Source organism: Shewanella sp. TB7-MNA-CIBAN-0143 (genome assembly GCF_040310065.1).
Lineage (GTDB): Bacteria > Pseudomonadota > Gammaproteobacteria > Enterobacterales > Shewanellaceae > Shewanella.
In genome coordinates, this window is sequence record NZ_JBEOPL010000025.1 from 63,490 (window position 1) to 78,647 (window position 15,158).

At 41.8% G+C, this 15,158-nt stretch carries 12 protein-coding genes and 3 tRNA genes; 10 read left to right on the plus strand and 5 right to left on the minus strand.

From position 1 onward, the window contains the following. Positions 1–3: 3 nt before the first annotated feature. Entirely contained in the window at positions 4–1,191 is a 1,188-nt protein-coding gene (locus AAEY97_RS18105) for an efflux RND transporter periplasmic adaptor subunit (protein WP_059744931.1), read from the minus strand. A 179-nt stretch (positions 1,192–1,370) separates the two neighbouring features. Between AAEY97_RS18105 and AAEY97_RS18110 the strand changes: the two genes are divergently transcribed. Then, positions 1,371–1,931, plus strand: a complete 561-nt coding sequence (locus AAEY97_RS18110) for a GNAT family N-acetyltransferase (RefSeq protein WP_162023052.1) — start codon at positions 1,371–1,373, stop codon at positions 1,929–1,931. A 63-nt stretch (positions 1,932–1,994) separates the two neighbouring features. Here AAEY97_RS18110 and trxB read toward each other — a convergent pair whose 3' ends face one another. Then, the gene (gene trxB, locus AAEY97_RS18115; protein WP_101088358.1) at positions 1,995–2,948 is read right to left on the minus strand and encodes a thioredoxin-disulfide reductase; all 954 of its coding nucleotides are present in this window, start codon (positions 2,946–2,948) and stop codon (positions 1,995–1,997) included. A 205-nt stretch (positions 2,949–3,153) separates the two neighbouring features. Continuing rightward, entirely contained in the window at positions 3,154–3,633 is a 480-nt protein-coding gene (msrA, locus tag AAEY97_RS18120; RefSeq protein ID WP_101088353.1) for a peptide-methionine (S)-S-oxide reductase MsrA, read from the minus strand. Positions 3,634–3,854: 221 nt separating this feature from the next. Between msrA and astE the strand changes: the two genes are divergently transcribed. The 5 genes from astE (at position 3,855) to nadA (ending at position 10,008) form a co-directional block, all read left to right on the plus strand. Then, the gene (astE, locus tag AAEY97_RS18125) at positions 3,855–4,883 is read left to right on the plus strand and encodes a succinylglutamate desuccinylase (RefSeq protein ID WP_192114861.1); all 1,029 of its coding nucleotides are present in this window, start codon (positions 3,855–3,857) and stop codon (positions 4,881–4,883) included. Between the two features lie 156 nt (positions 4,884–5,039). Beyond that, complete coding sequence (locus tag AAEY97_RS18130) at positions 5,040–6,218, plus strand: thiamine pyrophosphate-dependent dehydrogenase E1 component subunit alpha (RefSeq protein WP_162023054.1); 1,179 nt, start codon at positions 5,040–5,042, stop codon at positions 6,216–6,218. A 3-nt stretch (positions 6,219–6,221) separates the two neighbouring features. Further along, the gene (locus tag AAEY97_RS18135) at positions 6,222–7,199 is read left to right on the plus strand and encodes an alpha-ketoacid dehydrogenase subunit beta (protein ID WP_011637397.1); all 978 of its coding nucleotides are present in this window, start codon (positions 6,222–6,224) and stop codon (positions 7,197–7,199) included. A 9-nt stretch (positions 7,200–7,208) separates the two neighbouring features. Beyond that, positions 7,209–8,828 carry a dihydrolipoyllysine-residue acetyltransferase gene (locus tag AAEY97_RS18140; protein ID WP_101088349.1) on the plus strand — a complete coding sequence of 540 codons (1,620 nt, stop codon included), beginning with the start codon at positions 7,209–7,211 and terminating at the stop codon, positions 8,826–8,828. 112 nt (positions 8,829–8,940) lie between these two features. Then, positions 8,941–10,008 carry a quinolinate synthase NadA gene (gene nadA / locus AAEY97_RS18145; RefSeq protein WP_162023056.1) on the plus strand — a complete coding sequence of 356 codons (1,068 nt, stop codon included), beginning with the start codon at positions 8,941–8,943 and terminating at the stop codon, positions 10,006–10,008. Positions 10,009–10,576: 568 nt separating this feature from the next. Here the strand turns inward: nadA and gap are convergent. Continuing rightward, positions 10,577–11,587 (minus strand): type I glyceraldehyde-3-phosphate dehydrogenase, encoded by a 1,011-nt coding sequence (gene gap, locus AAEY97_RS18150; RefSeq protein ID WP_192114862.1) that lies wholly within the window; start codon positions 11,585–11,587, stop codon positions 10,577–10,579. Positions 11,588–11,817: 230 nt separating this feature from the next. Beyond that, on the minus strand, positions 11,818–12,648 hold the full coding sequence (locus AAEY97_RS18155) for a DUF2989 domain-containing protein (RefSeq protein WP_351000603.1): 831 nt from the start codon (positions 12,646–12,648) through the stop codon (positions 11,818–11,820). A gap of 200 nt (positions 12,649–12,848) precedes the next feature. Here AAEY97_RS18155 and AAEY97_RS18160 point away from each other — a divergent pair, with 200 nt between their 5' ends. The 4 genes from AAEY97_RS18160 (at position 12,849) to AAEY97_RS18175 (ending at position 14,940) form a co-directional block, all read left to right on the plus strand. Then, positions 12,849–14,285, plus strand: coding sequence for a glyceraldehyde-3-phosphate dehydrogenase (locus tag AAEY97_RS18160; protein WP_011637403.1), 1,437 nt, complete (start codon positions 12,849–12,851; stop codon positions 14,283–14,285). A 328-nt stretch (positions 14,286–14,613) separates the two neighbouring features. After that, positions 14,614–14,689, plus strand: a tRNA-Gly gene (locus AAEY97_RS18165). Between the two features lie 42 nt (positions 14,690–14,731). Beyond that, positions 14,732–14,805 (plus strand) — tRNA-Cys (locus AAEY97_RS18170). 49 nt (positions 14,806–14,854) lie between these two features. Continuing rightward, a tRNA-Leu gene (locus AAEY97_RS18175) sits at positions 14,855–14,940 on the plus strand. Positions 14,941–15,158 lie beyond the last annotated feature (218 nt).

Genomic DNA, 15,158 nt, shown 5'->3' on the forward strand with positions numbered 1-15,158 from the left:
TGTTTATTTACCTTCCATCGCAAGTTCAGTTTGTTCTGTTTCTACTGACTCATCTTGTAAGATTTTATCTTCAGGCAGAGCAAGTTGCATACCTTCTAACGGGTAATCAAGCGCTGATGTTATTACTTGCATTCCTGATTCAAGACCTTCGGAAATCACGACATTCGCGCCTTCTTGGCGAATAATGTTAACAGGTTTATAGCGTAAGGTTTTGTCGCTATCCATCACAGCAACTAAACCATTTACAATCAAATGACGCGGAATAATGGCCACATTACCGGCATTACTGCCTTCAACATAGGCGGTAACATAGGTGCCAAATCGTAATTCATTTTTATCGCTATTGAGTCCGTATGGATCGTCTATTTCGGCAACCAGGTATGTCATCCGGCTTTTGCTGTCTACCACGCCTTCACTGCGAACAATTTTTCCTATCCACTCTTGTTTGCTTCCGGCAAAGTTGCCCGCTAATCGTACTTCAGCATGAGTGCCTTTTTTATCCAAATATTGCATTTCTTTATCGGCTAGCGGTAAGCGAATTTCTGCTGTATCAGTATTGTAAACATGACCAATTTTGCTGCCAGTGGTGACGTATGCGCCTAAACCGATTTCACGGCTGGATATGAGTGCATCATACGGCGCGCGGATAACCGTACGCTCTAAATCGCGTTGTGCACGTAATAAACCCGCTTCAGCACTTTTTAGTTTGGCTAATTCTTGTGCTAATTGCGGCTTGCGCAAACTAAGATCAGTTGGCTTACTGCTGGTTATTTCGGCCCATTCACGTAAGGCAACTTCAGCATTGGCTCGTTCTTGTACCATGTTGGCTTTAGACGAGGCGATGTTTGCTTGAGCATCTAATAATCCAGCTTCATAGTCACTGGGATCAATTTTAGCTAAAACATCACCTTTTTTAACAAAGCCACCTTTGACGAATTTATCGGCTAAATAAATAATTTCACCACTGACTTGTGCGACGAGTTCGGTGTCGTATTTTGCCGCGACAACACCGTATGAACTGACAGAAAAAGTCATCGGTTTATATTCAAGTGCTTCAACCGACACTAAAGGGGTGGTATCAACTGCAGGCTTTTCTTCAGGCGGTTTTTTTAGTGCAGCAATGCCAACTAAACCGGCTATTCCAATACCTAATACTATGATGGGTAATATTATTTGTTTTTTAGTAGCCACAATGCTTCCTTTTTATAATCCGATATTTTTGCAGTAAGTTCATTTCATACCGCCAATAGTCTTTTTTCTACTGTATATGTTAATCGATATGTTTAGTGTTTGTTGTTTCATTGTGTAAACTTGTGTGTCAACTACTTGCATGTGATCTCATGACATAAAACCTTTAGGGAACAGATATTGTGCAGATTGAAAACACCTCTAGATTACAACTGTCATTAATGACTCTTAATGACAGCGCACTATTATTTGAACTAGACCAAGATGAACGAGTCATGCACTTTCTTAATGGCGGCAATAAAACCACTCAGCATCAGATAGATACGATCATGTTACCTAGATTGGCTCAATATTTAAATCCGCCAAAAGGTTGGGGATTATGGAAAGTCCATGCGCTCGATTGTGACGCCAATGACCAACACGGGTTAAGCGGCGAGTATTTAGGCTGGGTATTAGTCAGACCGATGCACTTTTTTACCCAAGCACAACCGCATAACTTAGAGTTAGGTTGGCGGTTTAAGCATATTTGTTGGGGTAAAGGGTATGCTACAGAAGCTGCCAAAGCGGTCATGGATGCTGTCAGTGAGCCTGATGACGTGACTCATGTGAGTGCGATAGCAGTAGAGGAAAATATTGCCTCAATTGCGATTATGAAAAAACTCGGTATGACGTTTCAACATAAAAGTATTCACCGCGATCCTTTAGGCGATACTGAAGCAGTGTTTTATCAAAAAGCGGTGTAATGTTTTTTAAGGCAATAAAAAAAGCAGCCTGAGCTGCTCTTTTGTTGTATTACATACTGTCGATTACTTTTTAGCGTCTAAATAACGCTCAGCATCAAGTGCAGCCATACAACCCGTACCGGCAGAAGTGATGGCTTGACGGTAATGTTGATCCATCACGTCGCCACAAGCATAAACACCTTCAATACTGGTTTGAGTCGCATTGCCTTGTAAACCACTGTTTACTTGTAAGTAACCGTGATTCATTTCTAATTGACCAGCAAAAATACCAGTATTAGGGCTGTGACCAATCGCAATAAACACACCAGCGACTTCTAAATCGGTCACTGAACCATCTTTAGTGCTTTTCTTCTTAAGCCCAGTCACACCCATCTCGTTACCAGTGACTTCTTCAAGTGTTTGGTCTAGGTGTAAAATGATATTACCGTTCGCAACTTTATCCATTAAACGATTGATCAGAATTTTTTCTGAACGGAAGCTGTCACGACGGTGAATTAAGTGAACTTCAGAAGCTATATTACTTAAGTAAAGTGCTTCTTCAACTGCAGTGTTACCACCACCAACCACCGCAACTTTTTGGTTACGATAGAAGAAACCATCACATGTTGCGCAGGCAGAAACACCACGGCCCATGAATGCTTCTTCAGACGGGAGGCCTAAATATTTAGCCGATGCGCCAGTAGCAATAATGAGTGCATCACACGTAAACTCGCCGTTGTCACCTTTTAAGCGGAAAGGTCGCTCAGTTAGGGTCACTTCGTTGATGTGATCAAAAATAATTTCAGTATCAAACTTCTCAGCGTGCTTTTGCATGCGTTCCATTAATGCTGGACCAGTTAAGTCTTCAGCATCGCCTGGCCAGTTTTCTACTTCAGTCGTAGTGGTTAATTGACCACCTTGCTGCATGCCTGTGATCATCACAGGATTTAAATTTGCACGCGCAGCATAAACAGCAGCGGTATAGCCAGCAGGGCCAGAACCTAAAATTAGTAGGTTAACGTGACGAGCTTCACTCATGATTTTGTTCTCCGATAACATGCCTTAAGCAATTTGCATGGGATTGTATGGAATTTACTACTGCGGGTAAAGTGAAGTTGAGTGCAGGAAATCGATTGAGCTAATCTATTGTGTAAATATTCCGTTTCAGGTGAGGTAATGATACACATTAACTCGCTTGAAACGGTTACTTGTCGTTCAACGAACGATTGATTTTTTGTTAGGTTTAGTAAACCAAGTGACAGGTTGGTAAATTATTTTTTTCTAAATAATTCTGGTGGTATTCCTCGGCAATGTGGAATGTTTGTATCGGTACAATTTCAGTCACAATATGACGCTGTCCCCATTTACCGCTTCGTGCTAATGCCAGCTTTGAGCTTTCAGCTTGGGCTTTTTGCTCTTTATCGTGAAAAAAAATCGTGCTGCGATATTGAGTACCAATGTCACCGCCCTGCATATTCAGCATGGTTGGGTTGTGATTTTTCCAAAAAGTGTCCAACAAGTCGTCGTAACTGACGATTTCTGGATCAAACTCAACTTGAACCACTTCTGCGTGACCAGTTGAACCCGTTTTCACTTCTTTATATGTGGTCGCACTGTCTTTGCCACCCATGTAGCCACACGTTGCGTTACTGACGCCGTTAATTTCACGGAAAAAATATTCAACACCCCAAAAACAGCCTGCACCAAATGTTGCTAACGCCATGACATACCCTTAAAACAAATTATAGAAGTCTAGATGGCTACAATTGTGTTGAATATTGTGTAGTTTTGCAAGCAAACTTTTATTAATAAATAAATCTAACATATGCCACCAATAAAATAGCGTTTGGCTATGATAGAATCCGCGACAATAGGCAGTAATAGTTAACATCGTTTTACGTCAAAGTTAACTACGCCATATAATAATGAGACAAGGAGTTGATAGTGTTATCTGACCTGATGATAAACCATGATTTTTTAGCCTATACCTTAGCCAATCCAAATCAATTACCTGAAGCATCTGATTTTATGTTGGCAGATCATACCCGTGTAGATGTATGGGATACGGGAGTGATTGTATTTACTCCGGCTAATGCAACCAAAGATATCGTGCTGTCTTGTGCTGTGCACGGTAATGAAACTGCGCCGATTGAAATCTGTAATCAACTCATTAAAGATTTGCTCAGCCAACGCATTATTGCCAAGCAGCGTGTGATGTTTTTAATTGGTAATCCGGCCGCGATTATCAATAAAACCCGTTTTATTGATGAAAACATGAATCGTCTATTTAGTGGCGCGCATTCTAAAGGCGAGGGCTTAAGCCATCCAGAGCGTCATCGTGCAAAAGCGTTAGAGCAATACGTGGCAGACTTTTTCAATGCCAATAATGACAATCAACGTATTCATTACGACTTACATACTGCTATTCGTGCTTCTAAGCATGAAAAGTTTGCCATATACCCATACCGTCCTGGCCGTGCTTTTAGCGGTGAACAAATTATGTTTTTGGCGGCATGTGGCGTTGATACTATGTTGTTTCACCACGAACCAACAACAACGTTTAGTTACTATTCGTCAGAGCAATTCCAAGCAGATGCTTTTACAGTGGAATTAGGTAAAGTGATGCCATTTGGCCAAAACGACATGAGTCGTTTTGCACAAACTCAAACTATGCTTGAAATGTTGATTACTGAAACTGAGTTAGCACCTGTTGAGTTCGACCCTAGCAAGGTCAACTTGTATAAAGTATCGCGCTCTATTAACAAGCACTTTGATGATTTTGAATTTAGCTTTGCTGGTGATGCAGAAAACTTCAGTGCCTTTAGTCAGGGCGAGGTGTTAGCGACAGAAGGCGGTAATTCAATCACTGTTGAATACCCACAAGAAGCCATTGTATTTCCCAATGCAAATGTGCCCATTGGGCAACGCACAGTGTTATGTTTAGTACCCGCGTTGAACGAAACTATTATCTAGTCGTAAAGCAATATATACATGTCAATCGCGAGTAAAATGCGTTTACAGTGAGAGTAAGTATTGATAGGTAGTTTACGTTAACGTAATGTCTACTCGCATAGTATAAATAGAGCCATGTTTATGTTGAACATGGCTCAACAATAACAAGAGCATAATATGAGCAACGCACCACTGACCAATGAAACAGTGCACCGTGTCAGCTTCTTAGACAAAGCGTCATTGCACATCCCCATTTTGCGTATTTTGCAAGCTGATGGCACCACTTATGAAAGTGCGGTTCTACCAGTAATCGACAAGGCTCTGGCCGAAAAAATCTTTGATACCTGTGTTTTTACACGCGTATTAGACGAGCGTATGTTGGGTGCCCAGCGTCAAGGACGGATTAGTTTTTACATGACCTGTACCGGTGAAGAAGCCTCAATTATTGGCAGCACAGCCGCGCTTGATAAAGACGACGTCATTTTGGCTCAATATCGTGAGCACGCCTCATTGCGTTATCGCGGCTTTACGACTGAACAATTTATGAATCAAATGTTCAGTAACGAGAAAGATCTAGGTAAAGGTCGCCAAATGCCGATTCATTACGGCAGCCGTGAACTCAACTACCAAACTATTTCATCACCTTTGGCAACTCAAATTCCACAAGCCACAGGTGTTGCTTATGGCATGAAATTACAAGGCAAGCGTAACGTCGCCATTTGTTATTTTGGTGAAGGCGCAGCATCAGAAGGTGACTTCCATGCTGGTTTGAACATGGCTGCAGTGCTTAAGTCTCCGACCATCTTTTTCTGTCGTAACAATGGTTATGCTATTTCAACCCCTACAGAAGAGCAATTTGCCGGTAACGGTATTGCGAGTCGTGGAGTTGGGTACGGTATGCATACCATTCGTGTAGACGGTAACGACATGCTAGCGGTGTTAGCTGCCACGCAACAAGCTCGTGCCCACGCACTTGAACATAATGCTCCAGTATTGATTGAAGCGATGACGTATCGTTTGGGCGCGCATTCTTCATCAGACGATCCATCTGGTTATCGTTCAAAAGAAGAAGAAGCCAAATGGCAGCAACACGATCCAGTAAAACGTTTTAAGTTATGGATGGTCAATAAAGGCTGGATAACTGAAGCCGATGAAGCCAAGTTATTTGAACGTTATCGCGAAGAAGTGCTAGCAGCAGTTAAAGTGGCTGAAAAGTTACCTATTCCGAAACTAGATGAAATTATTGAAGATGTGCTTGATAAACCGACCCCAGCATTGAGAAAACAGCTTAAAGAGCTGAAAGAACACATTGCTAAGTATCCAAAAGCCTATCCAAAAAGCGCAGGGAGACTCTAAACCGTGGCTCAAATGAATATGTTACACGCCATCAATGAGGCGTTATCAATAGCCATGACTGCCGACGAGCGCATGGTGATTTTTGGTGAAGACGTTGGCCACTTCGGTGGGGTTTTTCGCGCGACTTCTGGTTTACAAGAGCAGTTTGGTCGCGACCGTTGTTTTAACACGCCGCTAACTGAACAAGGTATTGCTGGTTTTGCTAATGGCCTAGCATCTTATGGCATGACTGCTGTTGCAGAAATTCAGTTTGCTGATTATATTTTTCCGGCATTCGATCAAATCGTTAATGAATCGGCAAAATTTAGATACCGCAGTGGTAATCAATTTGATGTGGGTGGGTTAACCTTCCGCACACCATACGGTGGTGGTATTGCCGGTGGACATTACCACTCTCAATCACCTGAAGCCTATTTTACCCAAACGCCTGGTTTAAAAGTGGTCATTCCGCGTAATCCAGAACAAGCTAAAGGGTTGTTGCTGGCGTCTATTCGCGATCCAAACCCGGTGATTTTCTTTGAACCTAAACGTTTGTACCGCGCATCTGTTGGCGAGGTTCCAGCCGGTGACTACGTTATCGAATTAGGCAAAGCACAAGTGGTTAAGCAGGGCAGTGATATTACTGTTCTGGCTTGGGGCGCACAGATGGAAATCGTCGAAAAAGCCTGCGAACGTGCCGAGAAAGAAGGTATTTCATGTGAAATTATCGACTTACGCACTATCGCGCCATGGGATGTTGAAACTATCGCAAAATCAGTGACCAAAACAGGTCGTTTACTGATTAACCATGAAGCGCCATTAACCGGTGGTTTTGCTGGTGAAATTGCGGCAACCATTCAGCAAGAATGTTTCTTATCGCTTGAATCACCGATCAGTCGTGTGTGTGGATTAGATACGCCTTATCCATTGGTGCATGAAAAAGAATACATGCCAGATGAGTTAAAGACCTTCGAAGCCATCAAGGCCACAGTGTCGTTTTAGGAGTAAGGTATGATTAAAGATTTTATTTTACCCGACATCGGCGAAGGTGTGGTGGAATGTGAATTAGTTGATTGGTTAGTTAGCGAAGGTGACATTGTCACTGAAGATCAACCGATTGCAGATGTAATGACAGATAAAGCCTTAGTGCAAATTCCGGCGCCGCATGCTGGAAAAATTACCAAGCTTTACTACGCCAAAGGTGAAATCGCCATTGTGCATCAACCATTGTACGCAGTAGAAATGGATGGAGATGACAACGATAGCGTCATTGAAGCCCCTGTAGCTGCCATGACACCGGTTAACGATTCAGCTGTTAACAACAGTAATGCTGTTACGGCCACAACCAGCAGTCAGTCAAACATTGAAGAGTTCTTATTGCCTGATATCGGTGAAGGGATTGTTGAATGTGAATTGGTTGATTGGTTAGTCGAAGAAGGCGATATCGTCGTTGAAGATCAACCCATCGCTGATGTGATGACCGATAAAGCCTTAGTGCAAATCCCGGCCATGAAAGCCGGTAAAATTGTCAAACTGCATTATCGTAAAGGTCAGCTTGCTAAAGTGCACTCACCTTTATTTGCCATTGAAGTAGAAGCTGAAGTTAATGCTCCGTCAGCTCCTGTTGAAGTGGTTGAACAAGCACAAGCAGCTGCGCCACAAGTTAACCTTGAACCTGTTGCACAAGGTAAAGCTTTAGCTAGCCCAGCCGTTCGCCGCATGGCACGCGTACTGGACATTAATATCGCTATGGTTGTTGGCACAGGCAAAAATGGCCGAGTTTACAAAGAAGATATTGAACGTCATCAGCAAGGTGGTCATGCCACTCAAGCTGCAGCAAGCACAACGCCAGTGTCGTCAACGAGTCAAGATAATGCTCAAGCTGGCAGTTCTGTGAATAGCGGCATAGTGAGTAATGTAACGGCGAACGATCGGGTTGAACCTATCAAAGGCGTCAAAGCTATTATGGCGAAAATGATGGTTGAGTCAGTATCGACTATCCCTCATTTTACTTACTGTGAAGAGTTTGACCTTACCGAACTCGTTGCCTTACGTGAAAGCATGAAGCAACGCTATTCAACTGACGAAGTGAAGCTGACCATGATGCCATTCTTTATGAAGGCCATGTCATTAGCGATCACAGAATTTCCGATATTAAATAGCCAAGTTAATGCAGATTGTACCGAACTCACTTACAAGTCTCGTCATAACATTGGTATGGCCGTTGATTCAAAAATGGGTTTATTGGTACCGAATGTTAAAGACGTACAAAGTAAGTCTATTTTGGATATTGCTGCTGAAATTTCACGCTTAACCACCGCCGCACGCAGTGGCCGTGTGTCGCCAGCAGATTTGAAAGACGGTACCATTTCGATTTCTAATATCGGCGCATTAGGCGGTACCATAGCAACGCCGATTATTAACAAGCCGGAAGTGGCCATTGTGGCGTTAGGTAAATTACAAATACTGCCACGCTTTAATGCTAAAGGTGAAGTTGAAGCGCGTAAAATTATGCAAGTAAGTTGGTCTGGCGATCACCGCGTTATTGATGGTGGCACCATTGCTCGCTTCTGTAATTTGTGGAAACACTACCTAGAGCAACCACAAGAAATGTTATTAGCCATGCGCTAATGATGATTAGTGTTAATTGCACTATCTTATCCAAAAGGACGCTAACACGTCCTTTTGTTTTAAGTGGCTTTTTCGTATAATACTCGAACAATGTAAATCGATTGGAACCTGTATGAGTCTGTCGGCACCTAAAATTGAAATGATTGAATATCCGTTTCCGCCAAAACCTGCCGTGTTGTCTGACACTGAAAAAGCACAGTATAAAGCACGTATTAAACAGTTATTGATTGATCAAAATGCAGTACTTGTTGCCCATTATTATACCGATCCTGAAATTCAAGCATTAGCTGAAGAGACGGGCGGTTGTGTGTCTGATTCATTAGAAATGGCCCGCTTTGGTCGTGATCACCCAGCCAAGACATTAATTGTTGCTGGCGTTAAGTTTATGGGCGAAACCGCTAAAATCTTAAGCCCAGAAAAAACCATTTTAATGCCAACTCTTGAAGCAACCTGTTCATTAGATTTAGGTTGCCCGATTGAGCAATTCAGTGAGTTTTGCGATGCCCATCCCGACCATACGGTTGTGGTATATGCTAATACCTCTGCCGCAGTAAAAGCACGTGCGGATTGGGTCGTAACCTCAAGCATCGCACTTGAAATTGTCGAGCATTTAGACAGCCAAGATAAAAAAATTATCTGGGCACCCGATCGTCACCTAGGCGCTTACATCAACAAACAAACTGGCGCCGACATGCTGTTATGGCAAGGCGATTGTATTGTGCATGATGAGTTTCAAGCCAAAGCACTTCGTGAGCTTAAAAAACAGCATCCTACGGCGGCGATTCTAGTACACCCAGAATCACCTGCCAGTGTAGTAGAACTTGCTGATGCTGTAGGCTCTACTAGCCAGCTGATTAAAGCTGCACAAACCATGCCAAACGACAAGTTTATCGTCGCTACCGATCGCGGCATTTTTTATAAAATGCAGCAAGCGGCTCCTGGTAAAATATTACTTGAAGCACCAACCGGCGGCAATGGAGCAACCTGTAAAAGCTGCGCCCACTGTCCATGGATGGCCATGAACGGTTTACCCGCTATCGAAGCTTCATTAGTCGATGCCGATAAAACCAATCATGAAATATTTGTGGGTGAAGAACTTCGCATTAAAGCACTCATCCCACTCACCCGCATGCTCGATTTTGCCAAAGAATTGAACATGAAAGTGAAGGGCAACGCTTAAACGTTTAGGTTTAGGTTTAATGTCCATGAAAACAGAAAGCCGACATTTAGTCGGCTTTTTTGTTTTTATAAAAAGTCATTTATTTCTGCAAATACACTTATATAGAGTCCATTGAAACAACGCCGTGAGCATGGCATGGATGTCATATTAGCTTTCGCTGGTCAGAGTCACTCCTTGATATTCCATTACCATGGCATTCGTAAATCCATTGACATCAGATTGCTATCGGAAGCGCTAGGGATTTTTGACAATGGGCGAGGGCGTGACTAGCGAAGTTAAACGCTGAATTAGTCTCGATCTAAATATTCTGCTTATCAAAAGATTTAGTTGGAGCGATGAGGAGATCAATCGCTTTACCCTTTGACTTAGGTGTGAGCGAAACGCCACTAGTTTCTCGACCGAAGGCCGCATAGATCAAAAGAAAGTTAATAAACCGAAATCAACACTGCATCGAAACAATAAGAGAAGGGGATGTTGCTTACCCAGCAGCCAAAACAAAAAGCCCCGCATATATGCGAGGCTCTTAAGCTAACTAGATTTCTATCAAGTATTAAATAATATTTGTAGATTACTTAGCGTTCATTAGTGCAACAGCGTTGTCTAACATGCGGTTACTGAAACCCCATTCGTTATCATACCAAGACATCACTTTCACTAAACGACCATTAACACGAGTTTGTGTTGCGTCGAAATTCGAAGAGAAAGGATTATGGTTAAAGTCGATAGACACCAATGGTTCTACATTAATCGCTAAAACTTCAGACATTGGAGACTGTAGTGAAGCACGAGTAATGATGGCATTAACTTCTTCAACAGTAGTGTCGCGAGACGCTAAGAAGGTTAAGTCAACTAAAGATACGTTAATTGTTGGTACACGTACCGCTAAACCGTCAAATTTGCCTTGAAGCTCAGGAACCACTAAACCTACTGCAGCAGCTGCACCGGTTTGGGTAGGGATCATAGACATTGCCGCAGCACGAGCACGACGTAAATCTGTGTGATACACATCAGATAAACGCTGATCGTTAGTGTAAGAGTGGATAGTGGTCATTAAACCAGACTCAATCCCAAGCTCATCATTTAACGGCTTAGCAATAGGCGCTAAACAGTTAGTAGTACAAGAAGCATTTGAAACTACTGTCATATCAGCAGTTAATACTTCGTTGTTTACGCCGTAAACAACAGTGGCATCAACATTCTTACCTGGTGCAGAAATAAGTACTTTCTTAGCGCCAGCAATAAGGTGCGGTTGCACAGATTCTTTAGAAGTGAAAATACCAGTACATTCGAAAACGATGTCAATTTTCAACTCAGCCCAAGGTAACTTTGATGGGTCACGTTCTTGGAAAGTTAAGATCTTGTCGCCATTAACATAGATAGCTTCATCGTCGTGATCAACTTTTGCGTTGAAACGACCATGTACAGTATCGTACTTAGTTAAGTGAGCATTAATTGATGCATCACCTAAATCGTTTAATGCAACGATTTCGATTTGGTAATTTTTTTCGCTTTCGTATAGAGCACGTAAAACATTTCTACCGATACGGCCATAGCCGTTAATTGCTACACGGATAGTCATCTCATATCCCTCAAGTTAAAATAATTTGGTGGCATGTAAATCGCCTGGTTGTAAAATTACCAAATTGGCTGTAATAATCAAGCTAAATCACCTAAATATGCCGAATTAAGCCAATAATTTTGTATTTTTTTTACATTAAGCTCATTTTGAATATAAATTAAGCACAGTTTTGTAAGTTGTACACTAACGTAAGCGAGATAATATTGGCCGATTAGTGAGGTGATTTATGCTTACTTTAGTAACATCTCGCTGCGACTCTGTGCAAATTGTTTACTCATTACCGCAGAGATTAATTCAAGTGCTTGTTTATCGAGTTCTGTCGCTAATATTTTATTGCCTTTAATAATGGCCAATAACTTTTCTTCATCGGCATGGTTGTCACTCATTAACAAATTTGCTCGAGTTAACAGGTATTCTTTTTCAGCATTTTGTTGTTGCCGATATATTGATGCTAACGCTAAAAACCAATCAGCATCGATTTTGGCTGGTTCTGTTGTGGCTAACAAATGCAAATAAAGCGTTTTAGCGTCGTTAGGTAAGACTCGCACATAATAAGCTGCTAGTTGGGTAATAATGTCATTGTCGGTGAGTTGACCTTGCTTATAGGTGCGTTCAACAATGGCGAATGCGTCTTGATCGTTGAAACGCGTCCAACGATAAAATGCCAAATGCACCTCATTATTAGTGCGGGTAAATTCTTGAAGTTCAGATAATGTTTGAGTACTTACCGCTAATGCTCGCTCGCGATCTCGTGTACGGTCGGTATTCAACTTATGTTGAACCCCTGCGGCTAATTCGATGCACTTACTGTAATTTTCTAGATAAACCAACTGCTGATAAAGTTGTTTTCCCGTGGGTGTCGAACTCTGTTTTAACGCGTATCGATGACGGATCAAGTCGCCTTTTTCAAATCGGCACCAACTATCTTTGTGTAAATCGCTACAAAGTTCGGGATTATTTTTACAAATGAGGTCGCTATTACGGTCATTATCGCAGCCAAAAAGGCCAAATAATGCCCCAATGACTGTAAATGATGTAATTAATACAAAATTTTTGCTCAAAATCGTCTCCGAGAGGTAAATTGTCTAATAAAATTACACATTTACCGAAAATTTGTTACTAGCGAAATAACCTGTATTTCATTACAATGTCGGCGACCAACAGGGGCCACCCCCATACAATATACTAAATTATTGGTCTTTTCTTTTTGTTACTCAAACCTTTCTGAAAAAACGAGAAAAGTGAGATAAAGGATCCCTACATGAGCGCAGATAAACATTTACAGAGCTGGCAAGAACGTTTCGAAATGGCAGAAGCAATGCAACCGTTGCTTGGCAAGTTGTATCGTAACCAAGGCATTGAAGTAATGGTATATGGTAAACCATTGCTTAATGCATCAACCATCGAAATCATTAAGTCACACCGTTTAGTACGTCGTCATGTCGGTGAAAAATTACGTCTTCGTGAAAGTTTCCCATTTGTTGTAGCACTTAGCAAATTAGCGATTAAACATTGCAGAGTGGATATTGGTAAATTAGCGATTAATTACTGGCGTAATAACAAGGATGCGAGCGGTATTGAAGCTTATATGACACAAGAATTGTCAGAAGCGGTTAATCACGGTGATGATACCCCGGCTCGTGATGTTGTACTTTATGGTTTTGGTCGTATCGGCCGTTTGCTGGCACGTTTATTAATTGAACGTACCGGTAAAAGCAACAAATTGCGTCTGCGTGCCATTGTGTTGCGCGGTGGTAAAAAGGGTGATTTAGAGAAACGTGCTAGCTTATTGCGTCGTGACTCGGTACACGGACCATTTAATGGCTCTGTCGAAGTTGATGAAGAAAACAACGCAATCATCGCTAACGGCACTTATATTCAGATTATTTACGCAAATTCTCCTGATCAAGTTGATTACACTCAGTATGATATTAAAGATGCATTAATTGTCGATAATACTGGTATTTGGAAAGATGAAGAGGGTTTAGGTTTACACCTTAAAAGCCCAGGAGCTTCAAAAGTATTGTTAACGGCACCTGCTAAAGGCGCTATTAAAAATATCGTCTATGGTGTGAATGAAAACGATATTCTTGATGAAGACACAATTGTTTCAGCGGCAAGCTGCACTACAAACGCTATTACGCCAGTGTTGAAAGCGGTTAATGACAAATACGTTATTGAGAATGGCCACGTAGAAACGATTCACTCGTATACGAATGATCAAAATCTAATCGATAATTACCATAGTGCCGACCGTCGTGGTCGCAGTGCACCGTTAAACATGGTGATTACTGAAACGGGTGCCGCTAAAGCTGTTGCTAAAGCATTGCCTGTATTAGCGGGTAAGCTAACCGGTAACGCAATCCGAGTTCCAACACCTAACGTATCAATGGCGATTATTAGTGTTAATTTACAACATGAAACTAATCGTGATGAACTGAATGAATATTTAAAAGATGTCGCATTACAGTCTGGATTACAAAATCAAATTGATTTTACTGAATCGACTGAAATAGTATCTAGCGATTTAGTCGGTTCACGTTATGCCGGAGTTGTTGATTCGCAAGCGACGATAGCAGAGGGTAAACGTGCCATTTTATACGTATGGTATGACAACGAATTTGGCTATAGCTGCCAGGTTGTTGGCGTTATGCAAAAAATGCTTGGTTTAACCACATTATCATTACCAAAAAGCTAATGTGTTATAAAAACTAACCATTCATGGTGGTGAATACTCGAAAGGCGTACAAGCTTAATATCGCTGTTTATTGAGTACTTACCGTCATATTTATGATAAAGCATCTCTTTGGAGGTGCTTTTTTATGCGCGTTGTAATTTATTTAATCATAATGATGATTTATGCATCAAACAGTCATTATGTTGCAATAAATGTGTTTTTATTGATTGACTATCGGGGCTAAAACGGTAGAATGCCATTCCGCAGTCAGGGGAAACTTCTTCAGCTGTTAAGTTTGAAAGGCATTATTGTTCTTACAAATTTAGTAAAGGTTATAGGCGATACAAATGCGACATTAGCTCAGTTGGTAGAGCGATACCTTGCCAAGGTATAGGTCATCGGTTCGAACCCGATATGTCGCTCCAATTTCTTATCTTATCCGATGGATTTGAATTTGGTTAAAGCATGGCGCGATGGCAGAATGGCTATGCTACGGATTGCAAATCCGTCGATCTCGGTTCGACTCCGGGTCGCGCCTCCACGAAATTGCGTTTGATGGTTACTTTTAGTAACGGTTAAAACAACACTTTGCCCGAGTGGTGGAATCGGTAGACACAAGGGATTTAAAATCCCTCGCTGAATAAGCGTGCCGGTTCAAGTCCGGCCTCGGGTACCATTATAATCTCTAGTAATAGAGAGTGGTGTAAAAAAGCCTCAACATTAGTTGGGGCTTTTTTACGTCTGAAATTTGTGAATTAGATCGAAAGAATAAAATCCCTCGCGCTCTGGTTGAACATCAGGCGTACAGGCACAAGTCCGGCCTCGGGTACCATTATAATCTCTAGTAATAGAGAGTGGTGTAAAAAAGCCTCAACATTAGTTGGGGCTTTTTTA